Source organism: Streptomyces hyaluromycini (assembly GCF_002217755.1).
Lineage (GTDB): Bacteria > Actinomycetota > Actinomycetes > Streptomycetales > Streptomycetaceae > Streptomyces > Streptomyces hyaluromycini.
The window spans coordinates 137,361-164,310 of sequence record NZ_BCFL01000017.1; the positions used below are offsets into that span (position 1 = coordinate 137,361).

Genomic DNA, 26,950 nt, shown 5'->3' on the forward strand with positions numbered 1-26,950 from the left:
CTGCCTTCTGCCGAGTGCCGGGGCGGCCGGGTCAGCGCGCGCCCTGCGGCAGGCCGGCGCACTGCGCCACGTGCTCGGCGAGCTCGGCGAGGGTGGGGTTCTGGTAGAGCGCCTCGACCTTCTCCGCCAGGCCGTAGCGGGAGTTGATCACCGCCGTGACCTCGGCACCGAGCACGGAGTCCAGGCCCAGGTCCTGGAAGGCGGTGTCGTCGCCGATCTCCTCGGGCTCGCAGTAGAGGACTTCCGCCAGATGCGTGCGCAGTACCTCACGGACCTCGTCGGCGGTAACGGTCTGGGACATGGGAGTTCTCCTGTCGTGGTGAGCGGTTGTCACGATGGTCAGCGGGCTGCCGGGCCGTGGGCGTCGAACCAGTGCGGGCTGCGCTGGAACGGGTATCCGGGCAGGTCCGGGCAGTGTGGCCGGGGGTGCGGCCAGTGCTTGGCCCAGTCGGCGGGGAGTCCGTCGAGCCAGTCGCCGGCGGTGTGGGCCATGGGCGTGGGCAGGTGCCCGAGCGCGTCCTTGCGGTCCGTCGCCGCCACCTGTCCGTGCGGCTGCTCCGCCGCCACGGCTGCCAGCGCCTCCGCCAGCCCGGTGAGGCCGGCGGCCACCAGGACCCGTCGTTCCCGCAGGCCGGCCCGGCCCGTCTGGGTCGTCCACGCGAGGGCGGCCAGATCGGGCGGCCGCGGCCCGCGCACGGTCCGTAGCAGGTCTGCGGCCAGGGCGGACAGGCCCGTCCGGTTCATGGCGGACAGGGGGACGGCCAGCGGGCCGGTACCGGTCCACGTCGGCGCGCCGACCGTCTCCTCGGGCGCCTCCTCGACGATGGCGTGTGCCAACGCGCCGCCCACGCCGAAGGAGTTCACCCCGATACGGCGGACCTCCGCACCGCGCGGCCAGGCGACCGGACGGTCGGCGAGGGCGACCGGCAGGTCGCCGAACGACAGGGCGGGGTCGGGCCGGTCGAGACCCGCGATCGGCGGGATGAGCCCGTGCCGCAGGATGAGCACCGCCTTGACGATGCCGAGCAGCCCCGCGGCGGCCTCCAGGTGCCCGATGTTCGACTTGACCGAGCCGATCCACAACTTTCCCTCGGGTCCGGCCACTTGGGCCTGCGGCATCTCAAGTGCCGTGCGGAGGGCCTCGGTCACGGCCGCGGCCTCCGCGAGGTCGCCTCCGGTACCGGTGCCGTGGGCCTCGACGTAACCGACGGAGGAGAGCGGGACTCCCGCCGCGCGGGCCGTGCGCAGGAACAGCTGGGTCTGCGCCGGGGCGTCGCTGCCGGTCAGGCCGCCGGCCCTGCCGTTGTGACCGACGCCGACACCGCGGATCACCGCGTACACCGGATCGCCGTCCCGCCGCGCGTCGGCGAGACGCCTGAGCAGGAGACAGGCACCGCCCTCGCCTCGCACATAGCCGTCGCGTCGGGTGCTGAACGGGACGGAGTCGCCGGTCGGGGAGAGCGCGCCCGCCTGATAGGCGCTGCTGGTGTAGAAGCCGTTGCAGGTGATGTTGGCGGCCATCACGGCGGCCAGGGAGAACTCACCTGCGCGCAGCCCCTGCACGGCCGGGGCCAGTACCGAGAGGCCGGAGGAGCAGGCGGAGTCGACGGCGTAGCTCGGGCCGGTCCAGTCGAACTGGTACGAGATCCGGTTGGCGGTGAACGTGATCAGGGTGCCGGGGAATGCGGCGCTGTCCACGACGTCCGCCCGGATCATGCGCTCCCGGTAGTCGGCCATGGGGGCCGCGGCGAACACCGCCACCGGTTCGCCGCGCAGCCGGTCCGGTGCGATGGCCGCGTTCTCCAGGGCGTGCCAGGTCAGTTCGAGGAGCAGGCGCTGGTGCGGGTCCATCCAGGCGGCCATGCGCCGGGAGACACCGAAGAAGGCCGCGTCGAAGCCGGCGACGTCATCGAGCAGCGCCGCCTGCATCGGCCGCGCGTCGACGGGCCCCGCGTCGACGGACGGCACCCGCTGCTCGGGCACCGGACCGATGAGCCGCCGCTCGGCCCGCAGCAACTGCCACAGCGACTGGGCGTCGTCGGCTCCTGCGGTACGGCAGGACAGCCCGATGACGGCGACGGGTTCGGGGACGTGCGGCTCGGCGTTCATACGGACCTCCTCGTGAAGCTCGGGGTTCGCCACGCTAGAGACGCCGTGTGACATGGCTGCGACAGCTGCCCCCGGTCGCCGGACCCGGCATATGCGGGCTGTCACCGGACCGTCACGGCGGCCCCGCAAGCTGGCTGTCCGCGGCCGGGCGGACCCCGGTACACGTCTGCAGTTGGAGGAACGGTGCCGGACAAGCCGTCGAGGGGCAGGACCCTGAACCAGTACCTCGACCCGTACCCGTACTTCGGGAGACTGCGCGAGGTCGGCCGCGTGGTCCGGATCCGGACGGCCTTCGCGGGTGAGGGCTGGCTCATCACACGCCACGAGGACGCCCAGCGCCTGGCCGGAGACCCACGCCTGAGCGTGGAGGACCGCCACGCCGGCCCCGAACTGCGCTGCCGGCTGGACCGGTTCAAGTTCCGGTTCGCCGACTGCCTCCCCGAGACCATGCTCGTCATGGACCCGCCGGAGCACACCCGGCTGCGCCGGATGGTGGCCCGGGAGTTCACCCCCCGCCGGGTGGCCGCCCTCGCCCCCTACATCGAGGAGACGGTCCGCAAGCTGCTGGCCCCGCTCCCGCCGGACGGGACGGCCGACCTGGTGTCCGTCCTGGCGGAGCCGCTGCCGACCATGGTGATCTGCCGCCTCCTGGGGCTGAGCGAGCAGGACGCCGCCCACCTGGGCCCCTTCGTCTCGGTACTGACCGAGCTGCCGGTGGACCCGGAGGTGGCGGCCCGGGTGGACAAGGCACGCGACGCGGTGTGGACGTATCTCTCCCGCATGATCGAGGAGAAGCGGCACAAGCCCGACGACGGACTGCTCAGCGCCCTGATCTCCGCCCACGACGACGAGGGGCGGCTCACCGACACCGAACTGACGTCGATGGCGGGGGTGTTGTTCGCCGGCGGCGCCGAGACCACCACCCAGATGATCGGCTCCGGACTGCTGCTGCTCCTGCGTCACCCCGGACAACTGGCCCGGCTCGTCGAGTCACCCGACCTGATCCCCTCGGCGGTCGACGAACTGCTGAGGTTCGAGAGCCCCGTGACGCTCGGGCTCATCCGGTACGCGGCCGAGGACATCACCCTCGCCGACGTGACCATTCCCCGAGGCGACCTGGTCTTCGTGGGGGTCTCGTCGGCCAACCACGACCCCCGCCGCTTCCCCGAGCCCGACCGACTGGACGTCGCCCGCCGGGACAACCCCCACCTGGCCTTCGGGCACGGCCCCCACTACTGCCTGGGCGCACCCCTGGCCAGGCTCGAACTCCAGGTGGTCCTCTCCACACTCCTTCAGCGGCATCCGCACCTGGAACTGGCCTGCAGCCCCGCCGAGGTGCCCTGGCGCCCGTCCGCCCTGCGCGGCCCGGCGTCCCTGCCCGTGCGGCTGGGGCCCCGTGATGCGGCGGACCGCTTGACGATCAGGCACCCGCCCGCCGGTCCAGGCAGGCCGCGAGGAGCGTACTGACCACCGCTCGTGTGGCCTGGGGAGCGATGACACCGTCCAGCGCCCCGTCCGCGAGGTCGGTCCGGGCCCGCGGCCAGGCGTAGACGGCGTCCGCGCCGGACTCCCGCGCCCCCATGACCAGCCGCGGCCAGCCCTCGGCCCGGCCCACGAGCACGGTGACACGTGGCACCCGAGCCTCCAGGAAGGCGTTCAGCAGCTCCGCGCCCGCCACTGCCGGCGAGTGCCAGACACCGGACGTACCGGTGCCCGGCACCTGCGGAGTGTCGACCAGAACCAGCAGGGGGATGTTCCACAGCGCGCAGAGGTCGACCATCCGCCGCCCCTTGCTCGCCGCCTGCGGAGTGAGCGCGCCGTCGCCCACCACGGGGTTGTTCGCGATGACGCCGACCCGCTTGCCCTCGATACGGGCCAGACCCGTCAGGGCACTCGGACCGCGCTCGGCCATGAGTTCGAGCCAGTCGCCTCCGTCGGCGATCCCGGCGATGACCCCACGCATGTCGACAGGCGCCCCGTCGGCCCTGAAGTGCTCGATCGCGGTACGGGGCGGCGACGCGGGAGCCCACTGCCGGGTCAGATAGTCCAGCAGCTCACGCGCGCTGGCCGCCGCCTCGACCACGCTCGTCGCCTCGATCTCGGCCGCCGGATGCCCGTCGGCTCCGCCCGGACGGTCCGGCCGTACGAGGACGAAGGCGTCCCCCAGTGCCGCCGCGCCGAGGGAACGTATCACCGCGTCGTCGAACGAGATCACCACCCGGGGCACCACACCTCGCAGTTGCACGAGGGAGCGCAACAGCGTCACCCGGTGCGCGGGGATCTCGGAGTCGACGGCGGGGTGGCGACCGGGCTCCCCGACGAGGAGGGCCACCGGCAGGCAGGCCTTTCGCGCGTACTCCAGCGTCCGCAGAACACTTTGGACATCGGGCGAGTGCTCGGGGTACGTGTCGCGGAACACGGCCACAGGAAAGCCGCCGACGCGGTAGATACCCGCGACGGGGGCCGACGGTCCGGACGTCCGTGGCGGGGACGGGCTCCTCAGACACACGGGTGGTTCACCGTCGACGATCAACTCCAGCAGCCGGGTCGAGGACAGGTGCCGCTGAACGCGACCGCGGCCACCGGGGCGTGCGGGGGGCGGAACCGTGCCCGAGCCGACGCCGAGATCGTCACGCAGCGCCCTTCGGATGCGCTGTTCCACCCGCTGGGCCTCGTGCGGCCTGCCCGACCGGTACAACGCCGTCGCCAGGAGACGGGCGAGAGACTCGTCGTAGGGGTTCTCCAGGAGCAGGTCCTGCAGGTCCGTGATGACCCGCGTGTGGTGCCCGAGGGCCAGCCGGACCGAGGCCAGCCGCTCGGCCGCCTCCCGCCGGGCCGCCTCCAGCCGCGTGACCAGACGGCCGCCCCCCGTGCCCGTCGACGTGCCCTCAAGCACCGGGCCACGCCACAGGCCCAGGGCGGGTTCGAGGATCTCCATGGCGGCACCGGCATCCGCGGGTTCCAGCGTTCGCACCCGCGCCAGCTCGGCCAGGAACTGTCCGGCGTCCGACTCCAGGGGCGAGACCTTCAGGACGTACCCCGTCGCCTTGGCCAACAGGCGCTCCGCGCCGGGCCCTTCGGGCTCCCACTGCCGTAACGCCCGGCGCAGCCGCGTCATATGGGCGTGGACGGCCCTCAGCGGCTGGCGCGGGATGTCCTCACCGTAGAGCGCATCCGCGAGCCGGTCGGTGGAGACGACCATGGATTCCGCGGCGAACAACTCCGCGATGAGCGTGGCCTGCAGGCCCCGCACATGGACGACATCGCCGTCCGACAGTTCCACACCCAGCGAACCCAGCACGAGGAGTTTCACCGGGCACCGGACACCAGGTGTTCGCATAACTGGCCCATTGCCTGATTACGCATCGACAACTCCGCTCAGTATTGGAGGCTGCTGTCTGACGTTCTACCGGAGCAGATTGATCGGTACAACGAGAAGGCCATCAGAAGTCATGGGCGTTAAGGAGTCATCCCGAAATCATTTCAATTTGCTGTGCGAAAGCAATGACGGCTGCCACGTCCCGCTCCATCGGTCCCGGCAGGCTAGTCCCGGCGGAACAGGCAGGCGATCGGGGGCAGTGGGACCTGCGCGAACAGGCAGCCCCACTGCACCAACAGGAAAGTTCCGCACAGGCGATTCAAGACAAAGAAATGATCCCCGCACAACTCGCGTCGAGGGGCAAGCAATTCGACCATCCGGGACCGAAGGGCCAGGCTCTGAGAAAACGGGCCGGGGACTTCGAGGTGGGATGCGTTTTGCCAGGTGCAGCAGCAGCTGGAATCGGCGATGCCGTCGGCGGTGCCGCCACTGTCGCTGTAGATGCCGTTTTGTCCGACCGGTGTCAGCCGGGGTGCGCACGAAATTGTCCAGGGTGTCGCCGGCGCCCCAGTTGAGATTACTGGTGGCGGGTTTTCCGATACCGGTCGGGTCGACGGAGGCGAAGGCCGACCCACGCAACCGGGCACGGGAGAGAGCCCCGCTGAAAGTCCTCGCCACTCCCGGACGCCGGTCCCTGGCCGTCGGGCTCGCGCATGAGGCGAAAGCCGGCAGGTCTACACCACACAAGATCTTGAAACAAAGAAGCTCCAGGTCAGAGACGATCTGACCTGGAGCCTTCTGGAGCCGCTTTCGGGATTCGAACCCGAGACCTACGCATTACGAGTGCGTTGCTCTGGCCATCTGAGCTAAAGCGGCGCGTCGCCCGCACTATGGTGCGATCAGCGACGTCGGTAAGTCTACACAGTTTCCGGGGGTGCTCCGTACACGCCCCGGAGCGGGGGCTCCGGGGCGTGCCGCAGGGGCTATGAGCAGCGCTTTCCGTCCGCCGGTGGGGTGCCGTCGAGGAGGTAGGTGTCGATCGCCGAGTCGATGCAGGTGCTGCCCCGGCCGTAGGCGGTGTGGCCGTCGCCGACGTAGGTGAGGAGGCGGGCCGAGGAGAGCTGGTGGGCCAGGGACCGGGCCCAGGGGTAGGGGGTCGCGGGGTCGCGGGTGGTGCCGACCACGACGATGGGGGCGGCGCCCTGCGCCTTGATCCGGTGCGGCTCCCCCGTCGCCCTCACCGGCCAGTACGCGCAGTTCAGCGACGCCCACGCCAGGTTCGGGCCGAACACCGGGGACGCCTTCTCGAACTCGGGCAGTGCCTTCTCGACCTGCTCGGGGCTGGTGAAGGCGGGCGGCAGGTCCAGGCAGTTCACCGCGGCGTTGGCGAACATCAGGTTCGAGTAGCGGCCGTCGGCGTCCCGCTCGTAGTAGCTGTCGGAGAGGGCGAGCAGACCCGCCCCGTCGTTGTCCTTCATCGCCGTGCGCAGGGCGTCGCGCAGCTGCTCCCACTCCGCCTGGTCGTACATCGCCGCGATCACGCCGGTCGTCGCGAGGGACTCGGTCAGCTTGCGGCCGTCCGGGTCGCCGGTCGGGACGGGGTGCGCGTCCAGCTTCAGGAAGAACGTCCGCAGGTTGTCGGCGATCTGCGTCGGCGTGCTGCCCTTGGCGCCGAGCGGACAGTCGGTGCGCTTCGCGCAGTCCTTGGAGAAGGACTGGAACGCCGTCTCGAACCCGGCCGTCTGCTGGAGGTTCAGCTCACGCGCGGACAGGGACGGGTCCATCGCACCGTCCAGGACCATCCGGCCGACCCGCTCCGGGAACAGGCCCGCGTAGGTCGCGCCGAGGAACGTGCCGTACGACGCCCCCACGTAGTTCAGCTTCGGGTCGCCGAGCACCCCGCGCAGGATGTCCATGTCCCGCGCCGAATCCACGGTGGAGACATGGCGCAGCAGCTGCGCCGAATGCGTCCCGCAGGCCTCCGCGAACGTCTTGTACTCGCCGACCAGCTGGTTCGTCTCCTTCTGGTCGTCGGGGGTCATGTCGGTCTCGGTGAACCTGTCCATCTGCGGCCCGTTCAGGCACTCGACGGGCTCGCTGCGGGCGACTCCGCGCGGGTCCACGGCGACCATGTCGTAGCGCGCCCGCACCTCGGCCGGGTAGCCGATGCCCGCGTACTGCTGGAGGTAGTCCACCGCCGAGCCGCCCGGTCCGCCCGGGTTGACCAACAGCGAACCGAGCGGCTTCGCCTTGCCGGTCGCCTTCTTCCGGGCGACCGCCAGCCGGACGTCACCCGCGCCGGGCCTGGCGTAGTCCAGCGGGGCCTTCATCGTCGCGCACTGGAAACCGGGGACCCCGCAGTCGCGCCAGGTGAGCTTCTGGTCGTAGTACGGCGCCAGCACGGACGGCGTCGAGCGGGGCAGCGCGGCCAGCTGGGCGGTGCCGGCCGACGTGGCCGCCGACGTCGACGCACTGCCCGAGGAGGAGCACCCGGAGACGAGCAGGGCGGCGGCCGAGAGCAGGGCGGCCGCCATGGTCCGGGTGTGGGTCCGGGGCCGATTTCGGGTCTGGCGGGGGATTCGCCTGATGTGCATCAATCGAGCGTAACGCGGAGAAATGATCTCCGTGCCGTGCGTGGTGACTGTGGCTCGTACGGGTGACCCCGGTCAACGCCGTGCACCTGCGGCAGATGGTCTCCCCCACGGCGTCGTACGGAGATCACCCCGCCCCGCCACACGGGCACCCCGGGTGTCGTCGTCAGCCCGCTCTGAGCTCCATCGTCATCGCCTCCACCGCCAGCAGCGGCGCCACATTGCGGTCCAGGGCCTCCCGGCAGGCGGCGATCGCCTCGATCCGGCGCAGCGTGGCCTCGGGCGAGCCGGCCCTGGCCAGCCGCTCCAGGACGTCCTCGGCGTCCGCGTTGGCGATCGCGACCCTGGAACCCAGCTGGAGGGCGAGGACGTCGCGGTAGAAGCCGGTGAGGTCGGTGAGGGCGACGTCGAGGCTGTCGCGCTGGGTCCGGGTCCGACGGCGCTTCTGCATGTCCTCCAGGTCCTTCATCACGCCCGCCGTGCCGCGCGGCAGCCGACCGCCCTGGGCCGCGCCGAGTGCCGCCTTCAGGTCCTCGGTCTCCTTGCCGTCCATCTCCTCGGCGAGCTGTTTGGCGTCCTCCGCCGCCGCGTCCACCAGCTCCTGGGCCGCCTTCAGGCACGCGCCGACCTCGTCCAGCCGCAACGGCAGCTTCAGCACGGCCGCGCGGCGCTCGCGGGCGGCCGGGTCGGTGGCCAGCCTGCGGGCCCGGTCGACGTGCCCCTGGGTGGCACGGGCGGCGGCCGCGGCCACCTGGGGCTCGATGCCCTCGCGCCGGACGAGCATGTCGGCAACCGCCTCCACCGAGGGCGTGCTCAGGTTCAGGTGGCGGCAACGGGAGCGGATCGTGGGCAGCACATCCTCCAGGGAGGGCGCGCAGAGCAGCCAGACCGTGCGGGGGGCGGGCTCCTCCACGGCCTTGAGGACGGCGTTGGCCGACTTCTCGTTCAGCCGCTCCGCGTCCTCGACCAGGATGATCTGCCAGCGGCCCGTCGCCGGGGACGTGTACGACTTGCGGACCGTGTCGCGCATGTCCCTGACCAGGATCTCGGCGCCGACGGCAGCGACGGTGGTGACGTCCGCGTGGGTACCGACCAGCGCGGTGTGGCAGCCGTCGCAGAAGCCGCAGCCGGGGACGCCGCCCAGGGCACGGTCCGGGCTCACGCACTGCAGGGCGGCGGCGAAGGCCCGCGCCGTCTGGTTGCGGCCGGCGCCGGGCGGGCCGGTGAACAGCCAGGCGTGCGTCATCTTCGACGACTCCGGCGGCGGCCCGCCGGTCGCGGCGGCGGTGACGAGGGCGTCGGCATCCCGGGCGGCGGCGGTGAGCACCTCACTCACCCGCTCCTGCCCGACGAGGTCGTCCCACACGGTCATGGGTCACGCCGCCCTTTCGTCATACACACCGGTCCGGAGCCCACCGCTTCCGTGGTCCGGAGTCCACCGGTTCCGTGGTCCGGAGTCCATTGTGCGGGTGCCCACTGACAACGCGGTCCGCGGCCGGTTGTCTCGTCTCCCGCCCGCCCACGGCAACGGGGGCGGCACCGGCCGGCGTCCCCGACCCGCACCGCCCCCGCACCCGGAGACTCAGCCGCGCCGGCCGCGGCCCCGGCGGCCCCGCTCGTCGTCGTGATCCGGCTCCTCGTACGACCCCAGCAGCTCGTCCGCCAGCGACGGCAGGTCGTCCAGCGGGGTCTCCTCGGCCCAGTCGGGCCGGGGCCGCTGCCGCCGGGCCGGGCCGCCGGTGTCAGTGTCGACCTGCGGCAGCTCGCGAGTACGGCCCTCGGAGCCGTCGGGGTCCCCGCCCGCCCGCTCGTCCCGGAAAAACCCGGGCGGCATCCGGTCCGCCGGGGCATCGTCGGGAGCGGCGGCCTCGCCGCGCACGGGAGGCAGTACGGCGGTCTCGTCGGCGGCACCGGACGGCACCGGCGGCAGGACGGCCGTCTCGTCGGCCGCGCCCACGGGAGGCAGCACCGCCGTCTCGTCCGCCGCGCCCGGCGTCACCGGCCGCAGCACCGCCGTCTCGTCGGCCGCCCCGGCGGGCTGCACCGGCGGCTGCGGAAGCTCCGCCGTCACCTCGGCGTCGGACTCCCGGGCCGCGGACGCCCGCTCGTCCCGCACCGGGCGCAGCACCTTCGTCTCGTCGGCCCCGGCCTCCGGCTCCCCCCGCCCGGCCTCCGGCTCCCCCCGCCCGGCCTCCGGCTCCCCTCGCCCGGCCTCCGGCCTCACCACCGGCGTCGGCACAGTCATCGCCTCCGGTGTGACGCCGGGAGCCGTCGGCTGCCGTGCGGCGGACTGCTGGGCGGCCACGTCGGCCGCTGCCGCCGCCTCCGCCGCGGCGCGCCGCGCCTGCTCGGCCTTGAGGAGAGCCTCCTCGGCCTTGCGCTGCTTCTCCAGGCGCCGTTCCTCGGCCTCGGCCCGCAGCCGGGCCTCCTCCTCGGCCTGCTTGCGGCGCTGTTCCTCCTCGGCCTTGCGGCGGGCCTCGGCCTCCGCGCGGGCCTTCTCCTCGGCGAGCAGCCGGGCCTGCTCCTCCTCGGCCCGTTTACGCGCCTCCTCAGCCCGCAGCCGGGCCTCCTCCGCCTGCCGTTCGGCCTCGCGGCGCTGCGCCTCCTCCAGCTCGCGGCGCTTGCGCTCCTCCTCCTCGGCGCGCAGCTTGGCGAGCTGCTCCTGGCGCTCGCGCTCCAGGCGCTCCTCCTCGGCCTTGCGCGCGGCCTCCTCCTCGGCCTTGCGGCGGGCCTCCTCCTCGGCCTTCTTGCGCGCCTCCTCGGCGGCCTTGATCTCGGCCTCGGAGAGCGGCAGCACGGTGTCGAGCCGGGCCCGGATGACGGTGGTGACGGCCTCGGGCTCCTGGCCGGCGTCGACCACCAGGTAGCGGCCGGGGTCGGAGGCGGCCAGGGTCAGGAAACCGGCCCGCACGCGCGCGTGGAACTCGGCGGGCTCCGACTCCAGCCGGTCGGGCGCCTCGGTGAACCGCTCGCGGGCGGTCTCCGGCACCACGTCCAGCAGGACGGTCAGATGCGGGACGAGTCCGGCGGTCGCCCAGCGGTTGATCCGGGCGACCTCGGTCGGGGACAGGTCGCGGCCCGCGCCCTGGTAGGCGACGGAGGAGTCGATGTACCGGTCGGAGATGACGATCGCGCCGCGCTCCAGGGCGGGCCGGACGACGGTGTCGACGTGCTCCGCGCGGTCGGCGGCGTACAGCAGCGCCTCCGCGCGGTGCGACAGACCGGCGGACGAGACGTCGAGGAGGATCGAGCGCAGCCGCTTGCCGACCGGGGTGGCGCCGGGCTCGCGGGTGAGGACGACCTCGTGGCCCTTGGCTCGGATCCACTCGGCGAGGGCCTCGGCCTGGGTGGACTTCCCGGCGCCGTCGCCACCCTCCAGGGCGATGAAGAAACCGTTCGCCGTGGGTGCCTGCGCCGGGTCGTCACCGCCGAGCAGCGCGTCCCGCAGGTCGTGGCGGAGCGGTACGCCCGCGCGGTCGTCGACCTTGGCGAGCACCAGCGCGGCCACCGGCAGCAGCAGCGCGCCGACCAGCATCAGCGTGAAGGCGGCGCCGCCGTGCGCGAAGACGAACTTGCCGTTCTCCAGCCGGTGCGGCCCGATCAGCGCGGCCACCAGGGGTGCGACGATCGCGCCGAGCGCTATGGCGACCCGGACCACCGCGTGCAGGTGCTCGGTGGTCCGCGTCCGGCGGAATTCCTCGGTCTCCTGGTCGAGCAGGGTGTGCCCGGTGTTGGCGGCCACGCCCGCGCCGATGCCGGCCAGCGCGACGATCAGCAGCACGGTGGTGACGTCCGGCACCAGCCCTGCGGCCAGCAGCGCGATGCCGGTGAAGGCGATCGCGAGCGACAGCAGCCGGCGGCGGGAGAGCGTCGGGAGCAGCGAGGGCGCCGTACGGATGCCGACGGCGACCCCGCCGGTCAGGGAGAGCACCAGCAGGCCGTAGAGCACCGGGCCGCCGTGCAGTTCCCTGGCGTGCAGTACGGCGACGGCGACGGCGGCGGAGATCGCCCCCGCGACCGCGGCGCAGGCCAGCACCAGGAGCGGGATGACGCCGGTGCGGCCCGTGTCGGTGCCGGCGGCGGTCTTGGGGCGGCGCAGGCCCTCCAGCGGGGACCGCGCGCGGGGGGTGCGGGTGCCGGGCACCTCCAGGTAGACCAGCACCGAGAGGGACGCGGCGAACAGGCCCGCCGCCACGTACGACCCGAGGGCCGCCTGGTGCTGGGCGAACCAGGCGATGCCCGTGCCCAGCAGGTTGTTGACCAGCGACGCGACGACCAGGGCGGCGGCCGCGAGCGGGATCGCCAGGAACGTCGTCCGCAGCGACAGGCGGCGCAGGGCGTCCAGGTGGTCGGGCAGCGGTCGTACCGTCGCGCCCTCCGGGGGCGGGGCGGGCAGCAGCGCGGGGGCCGCGCTCTCCCGGCAGACGGTCCAGAAGCGCTCGGCGACTCCGATGACGAAGGCGGTCACCAGGAGGAGCGTCAGTGCGTTCGCCGGCGTCCAGTCGATCCACAGGGGCGCGATGATCAGCAGGACGGTGCGCAGACCGTCGGCGCCGACCATGGTCCAGCGGCGGTCGAGCGGGCCGTCCTGCCCGGTCAGCGTGGTGAGCGGGCCCAGCAGGACCGCGCCGAACAGCAGAGTGGCGAGAATGCGCACCCCGAAGACGACCGCCACCGCGAGCGCCGCACCGCGGTAACCGCCGCCGAACGAACTCTGGGCGACGGCCGCCTGGAGCGTGAGCACGACAAGCACCAGCAATGCCAGGCTGTCGCCGATACCGCTGACGAGCTGGGCGCTCCACAAGCGCCTGAGCTCGGGTCGGCGCAGCAGCGAGCGAACGGCGCGCTCGCGGGAATCCGCTACCAGCGCGTCGTCCGGATCTGTCTGGGGGGCCGTTGGCTGCTCGGCTCGCGTCATGCTTTCAGCCTATCGGCAGCCACGGACAGCCTGGCGCGACCGTCCACAGGTACACACGCCCCGACACCAAGTTGATGCCGGGGCGTGCACATTGCGAAGCCGATGTGAGGGGCCGAGAGTACTTCTCAGCCCTCTCAGCCCTCTCGGCCCTCTCAGTCCTCCGCGGACGCCGTCCGGGAAGCCGTCGCCTTCTTGGCCGCCGTCTTCGCCGTGGTCGTCGTCTTCTTCGCGACGGTCTTCTTGGCCGCCGCCTTCTTGGCCGGCGCGGCCTTCTTGGCGGCCGCCGTCTTCTTCGCGGGCGCCTTCTTCGCCGTCTTCTTGGCGGGCGCCTTGGCCCGCTTCTCGGCGAGCAGCTCGTAGCCGCGCTCCGGGGTGATCGCCTCGACGCTGTCGTCGGAGCGCAGCGTCGCGTTGGTCTCCCCGTCGGTGACGTACGGCCCGAAGCGGCCGTCCTTCACCACGACCGGCTTCTCGCTGACCGGGTCGGTGCCCAGCTCCTTCAGCGGCGGCTTGGCGGCGGCCCGGCCGCGCTGCTTGGGCTGGGAGTAGATCTGGAGCGCCTCTTCGAGGGTGATCGTGAAGAGCTGGTCCTCGGAGGTGAGCGAGCGCGAGTCCGTGCCCTTCTTCAGGTACGGCCCGTAGCGCCCGTTCTGCGCGGTGATCTCCTGGCCCTCGGCGTCGGTGCCGACGACGCGCGGCAGCGACATCAGCCGGAGCGCGTCCGCCAGGGTGACCGTGTCCAGGGCCATCGACTTGAAGAGCGACGCGGTGCGCGGCTTGACCGCGTTCTTGCCGGTCTTCGGGGTGCCCTCGGGGAGCACCTCGGTGACGTACGGGCCGTAGCGGCCGGCACGGGCGATGATCTGGTGGCCCGTCTCCGGGTCGGCGCCCAGCTCGAAGTCGCCGCTCGGCTTGGCGAGCAGCTCCTCCGCGAGCTCGACGGACAGCTCGTCGGGGGCCAGGTCGTCCGGCACATCCGCCCGCTGGTGGCCCTCGGAGTCCTTCTCGCCGCGCTCGATGTAGGGGCCGTAGCGGCCGACCCGCAGCACGATGTCGTTGCCCACCGGGAACGACGACACCTCGCGCGCGTCGATCGCGCCCAGGTCGGTCACCAGTTCCTTGAGGCCGCCGAGGTGGTCCCCGTCGCCGTTGCCGGCGTCGGCCGCGCCGCCCGTGGGCGTGCCTTCGCCGCTCTCACCGAAGTAGAAGCGCTTCAGCCACGGCACCGCCTGGGCCTGACCGGCCGCGATGCGGTCGAGGTCGTCCTCCATCCTGGCGGTGAAGTCGTAGTCGACCAGTCGGCCGAAGTGCTTCTCCAGCAGGTTGACCACGGCGAAGCTCAGGAAGGAGGGCACCAGGGCCGTCCCCTTCTTGAACACATAACCCCGGTCGAGGATCGTGCCGATGATCGACGCGTACGTCGAAGGGCGGCCGATCTCGCGCTCTTCGAGCTCCTTGACGAGCGAGGCCTCGGTGTAGCGGGCCGGGGGCTTGGTGGCGTGCCCGTCGACCGTGATCTCCTCGGCGCTGAGCGCGTCGCCCTCGGTGACCTGGGGCAGCCGGCGCTCGCGGTCGTCCAGCTCGGCGTTCGGGTCGTCGGCGCCCTCGACGTAGGCCTTCAGGAAGCCGTGGAAGGTGATCGTCTTGCCGGAGGCGCTGAACTCGACGTCCCGGCCGTCGGCGGCGGTGCCGCCGATCTTGACGGTCACGCTGTTGCCGGTCGCGTCCTTCATCTGGGAGGCGACGGTCCGCTTCCAGATCAGCTCGTAGAGCTTGAACTGGTCACCGGTGAGGCCGGTCTCGGCGGGCGTGCGGAAACGATCACCCGAGGGGCGGATCGCCTCGTGGGCCTCCTGGGCGTTCTTGACCTTCGCGGCGTACGTGCGCGGCTGGGCCGGCAGGTAGTCGGCGCCGTACAGCTGCGTGACCTGGGCGCGGGCGGCCGCGATCGCGGTGTCGCTCAGCGTCGTGGAGTCCGTACGCATGTACGTGATGTAGCCGTTCTCGTACAGCTTCTGGGCCACCTGCATGGTGGCCTTGGCGCCGAAGCCGAGCTTGCGCGAGGCCTCCTGCTGGAGGGTCGTCGTACGGAACGGGGCGTACGGCGAGCGGCGGTACGGCTTGGACTCGACCGAGCGGACCGAGAACCGGGTGTTCTCCAGGGCCACGGCGAGGGCACGGGCGTTCGCCTCGTCGAGGTGGAGGGTGTTCGCGGTCTTGAGCTGCCCGAGCGAGTCGAAGTCACGGCCCTGGGCGACGCGCCTGCCGTCGACGGCCTGCAGGCGGGCGACGAGCGACGACGGGTCCGACGGATCGCCCGCCCGGCCGGTCCCGAAGGTGCCCGTCAGGTCCCAGTACTCGGCGGAACGGAACGCGATGCGCTCGCGTTCCCGCTCCACCACGAGCCGGGTCGCCACGGACTGGACACGGCCGGCCGACAGGCGCGGCATGACCTTCTTCCACAGGACCGGCGAGACCTCGTAGCCGTAGAGGCGGTCGAGGATGCGGCGGGTCTCCTGGGCGTCGACGAGCTTCTGGTTGAGCTGGCGCGGGTTGGCGACGGCGGCCTGGATCGCGGACTTGGTGATCTCGTGGAAGACCATCCGCTTGACCGGGACCTTGGGCTTGAGCACCTCCTGGAGGTGCCAGGCGATCGCCTCGCCCTCGCGGTCCTCATCGGTGGCGAGGTAGAGCTCGTCGGAGTCCTTCAGCAGGTCCTTGAGCTTCTTGACCTGGGCCCGCTTGTCGGCGTTGACCACATAGATCGGCTCGAAGTCGTGCTCGACGTCCACGCCGAGGCGCCGGACCTCGCCGGTGTACTTCTCGGGCACCTCCGCGGCGCCGTTGGGAAGGTCACGGATGTGCCCGACGCTCGCTTCGACGACGTATCCGGGGCCCAGATAGCCCTTGATCGTCTTCGCCTTGGCGGGCGACTCGACGATGACGAGTCGGCGGCCGCCCTGTGCGGTCTCGCTGGTCGGGGACAACTTCGCTCTTCTCTCCGGTCGACGCTGTGGCCTCCCCAGGCCTTGCTCCCGGGGTCGTGGCACGGGCAGGGGTGCCCGCTCACTTGGTGACGCTGCGGAGTGTGACGGTACATCCCGCCCCCGTGTCAAACGGGAAAAGCTCACAACGGCCACTCGAACGGTAACCCGACTACCGCCATTCCTGCCGCCCGGAGTCCCAGGTCGCTCTTCCGGCCCTGTCCGGAGCGTGATGCTCCGATTACCGGAGGGATGCCTTCAGAGGCGGGTCAGGCAGTACGCCGCGAGGCCCAGCGCGACCACCGCGGCGAGGCTCGCGAGGGTCGCGGATGCGACCTGGCTCACACCCTGGGCGACGGGTTCGCCACGCCGGAGCCGGGTCCCGGTCCACACCAGCAGTGCACCCCCGAACAGGGCGAACACCACTCCCGCGAAGATCGCCGGTCCGCTCTCCATGGCCCGCGCACCCCTTCCCTGCCGCCTGCGACTGCCCAGCGCCCGGAGACTGGCACGTACGGGCGGCGGGCGGGAGGCCGACGGGCTAAATCGAGGTGAACGGGCGGCCGTAAGCTTCTCGAACATCCGATCGACTGACTAGAGACGGACCGGCGACGGACCACGGACGGACTGCGGACGGATCACGGGGCGAAGGTTCCGGCCAGATTTTTCCGGCCCTTTTCTTCTCCCGGCGTGTCCTACGGGCTCTTCTCCCGCGCACCCTCCGGGCCTTTCCGAGGGTGCCCCCACAAGTACCCGCGGATACCCACGGGTACCTACGGGCACCCACAAGTACCTACGGGCACTCACCGGTACTCCTCCGGCACGTCCAGGTCCCGGCACGGGTCCGTCGGGCATGCCTTCCGGTCCGTCAGACCGCCGGCTCCAGGAAACCCTGCTCCACCAGCAGCCGGATCTGTGCGGGCGTGCGGTCGCGCAGCAACACCGGGTCCTCGCCCATCAGTTGCGCGATGGCGTCGAGAATCCGACCCGCACTCAGCGTGCCGTCGCACACCCCTGCGAACCCGGCGCCGACCGTGTCCACCTTGGTCGCGCGGCGCATCCCGCGGTGCTGGCGCAGCACCACGTGCTCCGGGTCCTCGGCGCCGGGCAGTCCGACCTGCTCCTGGACCACCTCGACGGCGAGCCTGAAGTGGCCTTCGAGGAGATCCGCGTCGTCGTGGTCACGGAGGTAGTCGAGGCGGTCGAAGTGCGCGCGGATCGTCTCACCGAGCGGCTGTTCGATCGGATGCGGCCACTCCTCCACGGTGACCGAGGGCACGGCGGCACTCGTCCTTCGCAACGTGATCCAGCCGAATCCCACCCCCTTCACCTTGCGCGCCTCGAACTCGTCCAGCCACGCGTCGTACTGCGCCTGATACTCCGCCGGGTCCCCGCGGTGGTCGCCGGAGTCCCTGAGCCACAGCTCGGCGTACTGGTTGACGTCCTGTACCTCGCGCTGCACGATCCACGCGTCGCAGCCGCGCGGCACCCACGACCTGACCCTGTCCTGCCAGTCCTCCCCCGCGACGTGCTGCCAGTTGGCGAGGAACTGCGCGAACCCGCCCTCGTTCAGCCGCTCCCCGGCCTGTTGAACGAGCGAGCGGCACAGATCGTCCCCGCTCATCCCGCCGTCCCGGTACGTCAGCCGGGCGCCGGGAGAAATCACGAACGGCGGGTTGGACACGATCAGGTCGAACGTCTCCCCCTCCTTGACCGGCTCGAACAGCGAGCCCTCGCGCAGCTCGGCCGCCGGTACGCCGGAGAGCGCCAGCGTGAGCGCCGTGATGTGCAGCGCACGGGGGTTGAGGTCGGTCGCCGTCACGCGCGTGGCGTGCTGGGCGGCGTGCAGCGCCTGGATCCCGGAGCCGGTGCCGAGGTCGAGGGCGGCGGCGACGGGCGTACGGACGGTGATGCCGGCGAGTGTCGTGGACGCGCCGCCGACCCCGAGGACGACACCCTCGTGCCGCCGCCCGATGCCACCGGCCCCGCCGACGGCACAGCCGAGGTCGGACACGATGAACCAGTCCTCGCCGTCGGACCCGCCGTACGGCCGTACGTCCACGGTGGCCGCGACCTCGTCGCCGCCCACGCGGTTCAGCCAGCCGCTGTCCAGGAGGTCGTCGGCGGGCAGCACGCCGGCCACTCGCGCGTACGGCACGGGCTGCTGGAGCAGGAACAGCCGGACGAGCGTCTCCAGGGGCGTGTCCCCGCGGGTCGCGCGCAGCGCGGGCACCGTCTCGCTGCGGGCCAACGCCGCGTACGCGGGTGCGCCGAGCAGGTCGAGCAGCCCGTCGGCGGTGAAGGAGGCGCCCAGCAGGGCGGTGCGCAGCCGGGCGGCGACGTCGGGGCGGTCGGAGGCGGGCAGAGTGGCGAGGCCGGAGTCAGTCACGCCCTCCATTGTGGCCCGCGGTCCCACCCGTCCGCGGACTCAGCACACGGCCCCGGACCACCGGACTCTGCTCAGCCCAACGGACCCGGCCCGACGGACTCGGCCCAACGAACTCAACCCAGCGGACCCGACCCAACGAACTCCACCCGACGGACTCGGCACACGGCCCCGACACACGGCCCCGGACCACCGGACTCGGCACACGGCCCCGGACCACCGGGCCTCGGCGCCGGGGCTCGGCGCGCAGCGCCGGCTCCGCCCCTGACTCCGGCCCCTGGCCCTGGCCCCGGACCCGGCCCCAGCGGCTCAGCGGCCCCTGCCTCAGCCCGCGGTCGACGCGGACGCAGACGCGGACGACGTGGATCCCGACGCGGGTGTCGACGCCGGATCCGTCGTCGTCGCGGAGACCTTCTTGCAGCTGGCCTGTTCGGCGATCGCGTCCTTGACCTCGCCCTGTTCCAGGGCGTTCAGCGCCGCGGTGCCGCTCTTGCTCTGCGTCTCCAGCTGTGTCGTCTGGGAGGCGATGTCCTGCAGGCCCGAGGCGAACTTCGCCTGGTTCTTGGTGTCGAGCGCGTCGACCTTCTTCTTCAGGTCGGCATAGGACGCGGAGAGGCTGTTGAGGGTCGTGACGACGTTCTGCTGGCGCTTGGCGCCCTCGTCGACCCCGGGGGGCGCGCCGGCGCCGCTGATGGCGGAGGCGAGCGCCTTGTAGGCGTCGGACATGTCCTGGAAGGCCTTGGAGTCGGTCTTCTGGATGGTCGCGGGCGAGCTCGTGGTGTCGGAGACCGCCGTGGAGATCGCCTCGTTCGCCGCCTTGATCTTCGCGTCCTGCGCCGGCACCGCGTCGCACACGGTCTTGGCCCAGGCGATCAGCTTCGGGTCGGTGCCCTTGTTGTTGCTGCTGCACCCGGACAGCGCCACCACCACTACCGCACCGCCGGACAGTGCGGCCGCGAGCTTCTTGTTCACCGGATCGGTCCCTTCCATGGCTCTCGGCCCCCGGAATCTACACGGCGTACGGACAGCACCCTCATGGAAGCACCCATTAAGTACGCTTTTGTGCATCTTTGCACCAAGGGAGAGAAGGCTCACGACGAGACGACGCGCACATCCCCCGCCCCCCGAGCACACTCCGGCGCACTCCGGCGTACGACCGGCGGCGAGCGTCCTGGCACGCGAAACGGGCGGACGGCGTGTCAGCACACGCCATCCGCCCGCTCGTTGACCGGGACCTCTCGTGAAGGCCCCGGCGGCCGCCGTAAGACCGCCTACGAAACCACCGCAGGATCGGCCGTCTTGGCCACGTGTTCGGCACTGTCCTCGTCGTCGCCGACGGCGATACCGCGCCGCTTGGAGACGTACACCGCGCCGACGATCACGATCAGCGCGAGGACCGCGATCGTGATCCGGATGCCGATGCTCTTGTCATGGCCGTAGGAGAACTTGATCACCGCGGGCGCGATGATCAGGGAGACCAGGTTCATGACCTTGAGCAGCGGGTTGATCGCGGGTCCCGCGGTGTCCTTGAAGGGGTCGCCGACGGTGTCGCCGATGACCGTGGCCGCATGGGCCTCGCTGCCCTTGCCGCCGTGGTGGCCGTCCTCGACGAGTTTCTTGGCGTTGTCCCAGGCACCACCGGAGTTGGCCAGGAAGACGGCCATCAGGGTGCCCGCGCCGATCGCGCCCGCGAGGTAGGAACCGAGGGCGCCGACACCGAGCGTGAACCCGATGAAGATGGGCGCCATCACGGCGAGCAGTCCCGGCGTGGCCAGCTCGCGCAGGGCGTCCTTGGTGCAGATGTCGACGACCTTGCCGTACTCGGGCGTCTCCGTGTAGTCCATGATCCCGGGGTGCTCGCGGAACTGCCGCCGCACCTCGAAGACCACCGAACCAGCCGACCGCGCCACGGCGTTGATGGCGAGTCCGGAGAAGAGGAACACCACCGCCGCGCCGGCGATGAGGCCGACCAGGTTGTTGGGCTGCGAGATGTCCATGGACAGGGTCAACGGGGCGCCCGCACCGGTGAGTTTCGCGCCCACGTCCTGCACGTTCGTGGTGATCGCGTCCCGGTACGACCCGAAGAGCGCCGACGCCGCGAGGACGGCGGTGGCGATGGCGATGCCCTTGGTGATGGCCTTGGTGGTGTTGCCGACGGCGTCCAGGTTGGTGAGCACCTGTGCGCCCGCGCCCTCGACGTCGCCGGACATCTCGGCGATGCCCTGGGCGTTGTCGGAGACCGGCCCGAAGGTGTCCATGGCGACGATGACGCCGACCGTGGTGAGCAGGCCGGTGCCGGCCAGCGCCACCGCGAACAGCGCGAGCATGATCGACGTACCGCCGAGCAGGAACGCGCCGTAGACGCCGAGACCGATCAGCAGAGCGGTGTAGACGGCCGATTCGAGGCCGAGCGAGATGCCGGCGAGGACGACGGTGGCCGGGCCGGTCAGCGAGGACTTGCCGATGTCCATGACCGGACGCCGGTTGGTCTCGGTGAAGTAGCCGGTCAGCTGCTGGATGACGGCCGCGAGCAGGATGCCGATGGCGACCGCGACGAGCGCGAGGATCCGCGGGTCGCCGTCCTTGGCCCGGATGGCCGCGTCGGAGATGCCGTGCAGGTCCGCGTACTTCCCGGGCAGGTAGACGAAGACCGCGATCGCGACCAGCACGAGCGAGATCACCGCGGAGATGAAGAAGCCGCGGTTGATGGCGGTCATGCCGCTGCGGTCGCTGCGGCGCGGGGCGACCGCGAAGATGCCGATCATCGCGGTGATCACACCGATGGCCGGTACCAGGAGCGGGAAGGCCAGTCCGGAGTCGCCGAACGCCGCCTTGCCGAGGATCAGCGCGGCGACCAGGGTCACGGCGTACGACTCGAAGAGGTCGGCCGCCATGCCCGCGCAGTCGCCGACGTTGTCGCCTACGTTGTCGGCGATGGTCGCGGCATTGCGCGGGTCGTCCTCCGGAATGCCCTGCTCGACCTTGCCGACCAGGTCGGCGCCGACGTCGGCGGCCTTGGTGAAGATGCCGCCGCCGACACGCATGAACATGGCGATCAGGGCGGCACCGAGACCGAAGCCTTCGAGCACCTTCGGCGCGTCGGCCGCGTACACCAGCACCACACAGGAGGCGCCGAGCAGGCCGAGCCCCACCGTGAACATGCCGACGACGCCGCCCGTACGGAAAGCGATCTTCATGGCTTTGTGCGAGACGGCGGTGAGATCCTTTTCCGGTTCGCCTGCCGCCGGAGTGGCTTCGCGGGCCGCCGCGGCGACGCGCACATTGCTGCGTACGGCGAGCCACATGCCGATATAACCGGTGGTCGCCGAGAACGCCGCGCCGATCAGAAAGAAGATCGACCGTCCGGCGCGCTGATTCCAGTCGTCCGCGGGCAGCAGCAGGAGCAGGAAGAACACCACGACGGCGAATACGCCGAGAGTGCGCAACTGCCGGCCCAGATAGGCGTTGGCGCCTTCCTGGACCGCCGCCGCGATCTTCTTCATGCTGTCGGTGCCCTCGCCGGCCGCGAGCACCTGGCGTACCAGGATCCAGGCGACCACGAGCGCGGCCAGCGCCACAGCGGCGATGACCGCCACCAGGACCCGGTTGTCGTCGGTCAGGACTGCGGCCGCGAAGGTTGTGGTGTGGCCAAACTGATGAGGGGTAGAAAGCCCCGCCATTCGTCCTCCTTGACGCTTGGGCTGAGCTCAAGATGTGGACGGATTGTAGGTACCAGCGAGTGATCTAAACAGGGGACGGCAAACGGAATTGGCCTTCTCGTGCTCTTCAGCAAATGATCGAGGTCACGTGGGCCAACCCGAAAGCAGTAACGCCCTAAAAGCATTGACGGCGGCGTTTACTTGATCGAATTATCCCCTGATTGATCGTGAAGGCATTCACTAAATCCATCGGACGAGATCACTGTAGGACCGGCCGCCGACGACGCGGACATGCCGAAGGGCCCTACTCAGTAGGGCCCTTCGGTACACAAAACGGGATGGTTCTCAGGTGAGCGCGACTCCGGGCGGGGTCGTCGGCCAGGTCATGCGGATCAGCCCGCCGTAATCCCCTGCGGTGACCTCCACGTCGTCGACGAGGCCGCTGATGACCGCGAGGCCCATCTCGTCCTCCTCGGTCTCCACGTCCGTGTCCGCCGCGCCACCGGACGCCCGGTCACCGGGAGCGGAACGGGGTGCCTCGTCGCCGACCTCGATGGAGAACTGCTTCTCCTCCTCGATCAGCGCCACCCGCACCGGCTCGGTGACACCGGCGGCCTGGTGCAGACCCACCGCGCGGGAACAGGCCTCGCCGACGGCCAGCCGGACCTCGTCCAGGACGGCCTCGTCCACTCCGGCCCTGCGAGCCACCGCCGCCGCCACCAGTCGGGCGGTGCGGACGTGCTCGGGCAGCGCGCTGAAGCGGAGTTCAACGGTGGCCATACGTCCCCCTCGGAACTACGGGCGTGCGGTTGGGGGCCGGGTCGCCGAAGAACCCGGACCCCCGATGAATTGCGTGCGCGGCGGGCACTGCGGCCCGTGCGCGGCTTCCGGCACGGGCATGCGGGCCCGAACGGGCGGGGGTGGCAAGAGCGTCCGTACAGCGCGTACGAGCCCCTGCCGAGGGCCGGCCGGACGCCACGGACCGATCGGCGGTCCGGGGTACGTCGGCCGACCCGGGGTCAGTCGGTGGCCGCCACCGCTTCCTCGACCGAGGTGTGGATCGGGAACACCTTGGTGAGGCCGGTGATACGGAAGATCTTCAGAATGCGCTCCTGGTTGCAGACCAGGCGCAGCGAGCCCTCATGGGCACGCACCCGCTTCAGGCCGCCGACCAGCACGCCGAGCCCGGTGGAGTCGAGGAAGTCCACGCCCTCCATGTCGACGACGAGGTGGAAATTGCCGTCGTTCACCAGCTCGACCAGCTGCTCGCGCAGCTTGGGCGCGGTATATACGTCGATTTCGCCACCGACCTCGACGACCGTACGATCGCCGACGGTACGGGTCGACAGGGACAGGTCCACGGATCCTCCAGCACCTTGCTATCGAGCGGTCGCCCCTCGGGACACCTCGGCTTGCAGTCCCAGGGACGGTTCGCCAGCCGCGATGGCATTCAATCACTTACCGGCAGGCGTGCACGACGCCTTGGCCCCATTGTCCGTCACTCCAGTGACACACTCGGTCCCGATGGCCATAAATCACCGATCCGATCGGCCCTCGGTTCCGGCCGCCTCCGGGTTCTCCCCGGGCACGGTCCTGGACCGGCTCGCCTCGGGGCCGAGCCGGGCTTCGCGCATCACTCATACGGAGCACTTGCCCCCGCGTGCGGGTCGGCATGCCGTCTGGCCTGACCGGATTCGTTCGGAAGTCGTGGCGGCCGTGCAGGAGTGCGGCATCGAGCATCCCTGGGAGCACCAGGCGCTGGCCGCCGAGCACGCCCTGGACGGCCAGTCGGTCGTCGTCGCCACCGGCACCGCCTCCGGCAAGTCGCTGGCCTATCTCGTACCGGTCCTGTCCACCCTGCTGGACGGCTCCGAGGCCGCCAACGGCCGCGGCGCCACCGCCCTCTACCTGGCGCCCACCAAGGCGCTGGCGGCAGACCAGTGCCGTTCGGTGAAGGAACTTTCACAACCTCTGGGCAACGCCGTACGCCCGGCCGTGTACGACGGCGACACTCCGTACGAGGAACGCGAGTGGGTCCGCCAGTACGCCAACTACGTGCTCACCAACCCGGACATGCTGCACCGCGGGATCCTGCCCGGGCACGCCCGCTGGTCCTCCTTCCTGAAGGCGCTGAAGTACGTCGTCGTCGACGAGTGCCACACCTACCGGGGCGTCTTCGGCTCGCACGTCGCCCAGGTGCTGCGCCGGCTGCGCCGCCTGTGCGCCCGCTACGGCTCCTCCCCGGTCTTCCTGCTGGCCTCCGCCACCGCCGCCGAGCCGGCCGGGGCCGCCGGCCGTCTCACCGGCCTGCCGGTCGTGGAGATCGCCGACGACGCATCCCCGCGCGGCGAGCTGGTCTTCGCCCTGTGGGAGCCGCCGCTGACCGAGCTGCACGGCGAGAAGGGCGCCCCCGTCCGCCGTACCGCCACCGCCGAGACCGCCGACCTGCTGACCGACCTCGCCGTGCAGGGCGTGCGCTCGGTCGCCTTCGTGCGCTCCAGGCGCGGGGCGGAGCTGATCTCCGTCATCGCCCAGGAGCGGCTGGCCGAGGTGGACCGTTCCCTCGCCCGGCGTGTCGCGGCCTATCGCGGCGGCTACCTCCCCGAGGAGCGCCGCGCCCTGGAACGCGCGCTGCACTCCGGGGAGCTCCTCGGACTTGCCGCCACAACGGCCCTGGAGCTGGGCGTGGACGTCTCCGGGCTGGACGCCGTACTGATCGCCGGGTACCCCGGTACGAGGGCCTCTGTGTGGCAGCAGGCGGGCCGGGCGGGCCGCACCGGGCAGGGCGCGCTGGCCGTCCTGGTCGCCCGCGACGACCCGCTGGACACCTTCCTGGTCCATCACCCCGAGGCCCTGTTCGACCAACCGGTGGAATCCACCGTCCTCGACCCCGACAACCCGTACGTCCTCGCCCCGCACCTGTGCGCCGCCGCGGCCGAGATCCCGCTCACCGACGACGACCTCGACCTCTTCGGCCCCGCCTGCAAGGAGCTGCTCCCGCAGCTGGAGGCCGCGAAGCTGCTGCGCCGCCGGACGAAGGCCTGGCACTGGACCCGCCGGGAGCGGGCCGCCGACCTGACCGACATCCGGGGCGAGGGCGGCCGGCCGGTGCAGGTCGTCGAGGCGGGCACGGGGCGGCTGCTGGGCACGGTGGACGCGAGCGCCGCGCACTCCACGGTCCACGAGGGCGCGGTCCACCTCCACCAGGGCCGCACCTACCTCGTGCGCTCCCTCGACCTGGAGGACTCGGTGGCCTTGGTCGAGCAGGCCGAGCCGCCGTACTCCACGGTCGCCCGCGACACCACGGCCATCTCCGTCCTGGAGACCGACATCGAGGTCCCCTGGGGCGACGGCCGCCTCTGCTACGGCTCCGTCGAGGTCACCAACCAAGTGGTCTCCTTCCTGCGCCGCCGGCTCATCACCGGCGAGGTCCTGGGCGAGTCGAAACTCGACCTCCCTCCTCGTACGCTGCGCACCCGCGCGGTGTGGTGGACCGTCACCGAGGACCAGCTCGACGAGGCCCGGATCAACCCGGAGATCCTCGGCGGCGCCCTGCACGCCGCCGAACACGCCTCCATCGGCCTGCTCCCGCTCTTCGCGACCTGCGACCGCTGGGACATCGGCGGCGTGTCGATCCCGCTGCACCCCGACACGCTCCTGCCGACGGTCTTCGTCTACGACGGCCACCCCGGCGGCGCGGGCTTCGCGGAGCGCGCCTTCCACACGGCCCGCACGTGGCTGACGGCGACACGGGAGGCGATCGCCGCGTGCGAGTGCGACGCCGGGTGCCCGTCGTGCATCCAGTCCCCCAAGTGCGGGAACGGGAACGAGCCGTTGCACAAGCGGGGGGCGGTGCGACTCCTCACGGTGCTGCTGAAGGGGGCGCCTGATGCGCCGGAGGCGCAATAGGGCCCACGGGAGGCCAGACGCCTGGCTGCGGGCCGGTGGGGGCTGGTCGCGCCCGCGCGGCGGAGCCGCAAATGTCACAGCCCCGCGCCCCTTGGGGGCGCGTTGCAGCGGGGCCGGCTCTGGCCCGGACCTCTGCCGCGAACGGCCCACCGCCTGACGCCACCGACACATCCGAGACGTCCCCCACCACCACGCACCGCGTCAGCCGCGTGCCCTGCGCCCGTGCCACCCGGTCGGCCTGGGCGCAGGCCCCCGTGGCCCCCTCGGCCCAGTGGTCCGCCGCCGCGAGCGCTGCCATATCGGCACCACCGGCCGCTCGGTGCCGGACAACGACGGCTTGCCCGAGCCCGAGCACGACGCTGAAAACGACGCACAGGACGGCGATCGCCCCCACGCCCCAGACGGTGGCAGAACCTTGATCACGCGCCCCGCTGCAACGCGCCCCAAAGGGGCGCGGGGAACTGCGCGACCAGCCCCCACGCACCCGCAGCCATCCGACCACGCCCAGCCCCCTCACGGCCCCACCTCCGTCGGCCCCTCCGCCAAGGCGACCGCCGACTCCCGCACCTCGAACGGCAACGCGCCCAGCACCGGCGGCCTCGCCACCACCGTCACCCGCACCTCGTCGCCCTCCCGGCCGACCGTCACCGTCGCCCCGGCCGGCGCCGCCTCCTTCGTCACCGCGACCACCGCGTCCTCGGGGTCCTGCCGCGCAGCCGCCCGCGCCCCGGTGCGGGCGGCGTCCACGCACCGGATCTGGGCGGCCACCACGAGCAGCCCCCACACCAGCGCCATCGTGAACGCCACCAGCACCGGCAGCACCATGGCCGCCTCCGCTGTCACGAACCCCCGGTCCGCCCCGCGTCGCCGCTCACATCCGTGCACTGAGGGCTCGTTTCACGATGGCCTGGAGCTCCGCATTGACCTGCCCACTCGTCACGACCGCGTAGAGGACCGCCGCGAACCCGACGGCGGCGATGATCCCCATCGCGTACTCGGACGTGACCATTCCCGCGTCCCGGCGCACCAGCTTCCACATCTTCCAGTACATCTCACGCATCTCGACTCCCTTGAA

General features: G+C 71.6%; 18 protein-coding genes and 1 tRNA gene. 2 read left to right on the plus strand and 17 right to left on the minus strand.

Features of this window, described 5'->3' with window-relative positions:
• Positions 1–31 precede the first annotated feature (31 nt).
• Together SSP29_RS08615 and SSP29_RS08620 are read right to left on the minus strand one after the other, a co-directional pair.
• Positions 32–301, minus strand: a complete 270-nt coding sequence (locus SSP29_RS08615) for an acyl carrier protein (RefSeq protein ID WP_089099959.1) — start codon at positions 299–301, stop codon at positions 32–34.
• A gap of 38 nt (positions 302–339) precedes the next feature.
• Entirely contained in the window at positions 340–2,109 is a 1,770-nt protein-coding gene (locus SSP29_RS08620; RefSeq protein ID WP_167449884.1) for a polyketide synthase, read from the minus strand.
• 183 nt (positions 2,110–2,292) lie between these two features.
• On the opposite strand from SSP29_RS08620, the gene SSP29_RS08625 reads away from it, so the two are divergent.
• Positions 2,293–3,576 (plus strand): cytochrome P450 family protein, encoded by a 1,284-nt coding sequence (locus SSP29_RS08625; RefSeq protein ID WP_089099961.1) that lies wholly within the window; start codon positions 2,293–2,295, stop codon positions 3,574–3,576.
• Here SSP29_RS08625 and SSP29_RS08630 read toward each other — a convergent pair.
• The 12 genes from SSP29_RS08630 to bldG form a co-directional block, all read right to left on the minus strand.
• Positions 3,530–5,422, minus strand: a complete 1,893-nt coding sequence (locus tag SSP29_RS08630; RefSeq protein WP_167449885.1) for a carboxyl transferase domain-containing protein — start codon at positions 5,420–5,422, stop codon at positions 3,530–3,532. The two genes, SSP29_RS08625 and SSP29_RS08630, sit on opposite strands and share 47 nt — an antisense overlap.
• An 805-nt stretch (positions 5,423–6,227) precedes the next feature.
• Positions 6,228–6,304 (minus strand) — tRNA-Thr (locus tag SSP29_RS08635).
• A gap of 107 nt (positions 6,305–6,411) precedes the next feature.
• On the minus strand, positions 6,412–8,022 hold the full coding sequence (locus SSP29_RS08640; protein ID WP_089099963.1) for an alpha/beta hydrolase: 1,611 nt from the start codon (positions 8,020–8,022) through the stop codon (positions 6,412–6,414).
• A gap of 163 nt (positions 8,023–8,185) precedes the next feature.
• A complete protein-coding gene (locus SSP29_RS08645) occupies positions 8,186–9,391 on the minus strand; it encodes a DNA polymerase III subunit delta' (RefSeq protein ID WP_089099964.1) in 1,206 nt (401 codons plus the stop codon).
• A 210-nt stretch (positions 9,392–9,601) separates the two neighbouring features.
• A complete protein-coding gene (gene tmk, locus SSP29_RS08650) occupies positions 9,602–12,937 on the minus strand; it encodes a dTMP kinase (protein ID WP_089099965.1) in 3,336 nt (1,111 codons plus the stop codon).
• Between the two features lie 152 nt (positions 12,938–13,089).
• A complete protein-coding gene (gene topA, locus SSP29_RS08655) occupies positions 13,090–15,924 on the minus strand; it encodes a type I DNA topoisomerase (RefSeq protein WP_089099966.1) in 2,835 nt (944 codons plus the stop codon).
• Positions 15,925–16,179: 255 nt separating this feature from the next.
• A complete protein-coding gene (locus SSP29_RS08660) occupies positions 16,180–16,377 on the minus strand; it encodes a hypothetical protein (protein ID WP_089099967.1) in 198 nt (65 codons plus the stop codon).
• A gap of 412 nt (positions 16,378–16,789) precedes the next feature.
• Entirely contained in the window at positions 16,790–18,319 is a 1,530-nt protein-coding gene (locus SSP29_RS08665) for a DUF7059 domain-containing protein (protein ID WP_150133795.1), read from the minus strand.
• A gap of 312 nt (positions 18,320–18,631) precedes the next feature.
• Entirely contained in the window at positions 18,632–19,297 is a 666-nt protein-coding gene (locus SSP29_RS08670; protein ID WP_174855937.1) for a small secreted protein, read from the minus strand.
• Between the two features lie 281 nt (positions 19,298–19,578).
• Complete coding sequence (locus SSP29_RS08675; protein WP_089099969.1) at positions 19,579–21,987, minus strand: sodium-translocating pyrophosphatase; 2,409 nt, start codon at positions 21,985–21,987, stop codon at positions 19,579–19,581.
• A gap of 324 nt (positions 21,988–22,311) precedes the next feature.
• Positions 22,312–22,746: an ATP-binding protein gene (locus SSP29_RS08680; protein WP_089099970.1), complete on the minus strand. Its 435-nt coding sequence runs from the start codon at positions 22,744–22,746 to the stop codon at positions 22,312–22,314.
• 239 nt (positions 22,747–22,985) lie between these two features.
• The gene (bldG, locus tag SSP29_RS08685) at positions 22,986–23,327 is read right to left on the minus strand and encodes an anti-sigma factor antagonist BldG (RefSeq protein WP_010986038.1); all 342 of its coding nucleotides are present in this window, start codon (positions 23,325–23,327) and stop codon (positions 22,986–22,988) included.
• 82 nt (positions 23,328–23,409) lie between these two features.
• Here bldG and SSP29_RS08690 point away from each other — a divergent pair, with 82 nt between their 5' ends.
• The gene (locus SSP29_RS08690; RefSeq protein WP_150133796.1) at positions 23,410–25,875 is read left to right on the plus strand and encodes a DEAD/DEAH box helicase; all 2,466 of its coding nucleotides are present in this window, start codon (positions 23,410–23,412) and stop codon (positions 25,873–25,875) included.
• Here SSP29_RS08690 and SSP29_RS55175 read toward each other — a convergent pair.
• The 3 genes from SSP29_RS55175 to SSP29_RS08705 are packed head-to-tail and all read right to left on the minus strand — an operon-like array spanning position 25,829 to position 26,935.
• A complete protein-coding gene (locus tag SSP29_RS55175) occupies positions 25,829–26,392 on the minus strand; it encodes an Rv3654c family TadE-like protein (protein ID WP_438363781.1) in 564 nt (187 codons plus the stop codon). The two genes, SSP29_RS08690 and SSP29_RS55175, sit on opposite strands and share 47 nt — an antisense overlap.
• Complete coding sequence (locus SSP29_RS08700) at positions 26,389–26,718, minus strand: TadE family type IV pilus minor pilin (RefSeq protein WP_089099972.1); 330 nt, start codon at positions 26,716–26,718, stop codon at positions 26,389–26,391. Before SSP29_RS08700 ends, SSP29_RS55175 begins: the two co-directional genes overlap by 4 nt.
• A 28-nt stretch (positions 26,719–26,746) precedes the next feature.
• Positions 26,747–26,935 carry a DUF4244 domain-containing protein gene (locus tag SSP29_RS08705; RefSeq protein ID WP_089099973.1) on the minus strand — a complete coding sequence of 63 codons (189 nt, stop codon included), beginning with the start codon at positions 26,933–26,935 and terminating at the stop codon, positions 26,747–26,749.
• Positions 26,936–26,950 lie beyond the last annotated feature (15 nt).

Coding starts and splice junctions, on each gene's coding strand:
- SSP29_RS08690 (WP_150133796.1), top strand. CDS start 23,410: ATGGCATTCAATCACTTACCGGCAGGCGTGCACGACGCCTTGGCCCCA.
- SSP29_RS08675 (WP_089099969.1), bottom strand. CDS start 21,987: ATGGCGGGGCTTTCTACCCCTCATCAGTTTGGCCACACCACAACCTTC.
- SSP29_RS08660 (WP_089099967.1), bottom strand. CDS start 16,377: ATGGAGAGCGGACCGGCGATCTTCGCGGGAGTGGTGTTCGCCCTGTTC.
- SSP29_RS08705 (WP_089099973.1), bottom strand. CDS start 26,935: ATGCGTGAGATGTACTGGAAGATGTGGAAGCTGGTGCGCCGGGACGCG.
- SSP29_RS08615 (WP_089099959.1), bottom strand. CDS start 301: ATGTCCCAGACCGTTACCGCCGACGAGGTCCGTGAGGTACTGCGCACG.
- tmk (WP_089099965.1), bottom strand. CDS start 12,937: ATGACGCGAGCCGAGCAGCCAACGGCCCCCCAGACAGATCCGGACGAC.
- SSP29_RS08640 (WP_089099963.1), bottom strand. CDS start 8,022: ATGCACATCAGGCGAATCCCCCGCCAGACCCGAAATCGGCCCCGGACC.
- SSP29_RS08670 (WP_174855937.1), bottom strand. CDS start 19,297: ATGGAAGGGACCGATCCGGTGAACAAGAAGCTCGCGGCCGCACTGTCC.
- SSP29_RS08620 (WP_167449884.1), bottom strand. CDS start 2,109: ATGAACGCCGAGCCGCACGTCCCCGAACCCGTCGCCGTCATCGGGCTG.
- SSP29_RS08645 (WP_089099964.1), bottom strand. CDS start 9,391: ATGACCGTGTGGGACGACCTCGTCGGGCAGGAGCGGGTGAGTGAGGTG.
- SSP29_RS08665 (WP_150133795.1), bottom strand. CDS start 18,319: ATGGAGGGCGTGACTGACTCCGGCCTCGCCACTCTGCCCGCCTCCGAC.
- SSP29_RS08680 (WP_089099970.1), bottom strand. CDS start 22,746: ATGGCCACCGTTGAACTCCGCTTCAGCGCGCTGCCCGAGCACGTCCGC.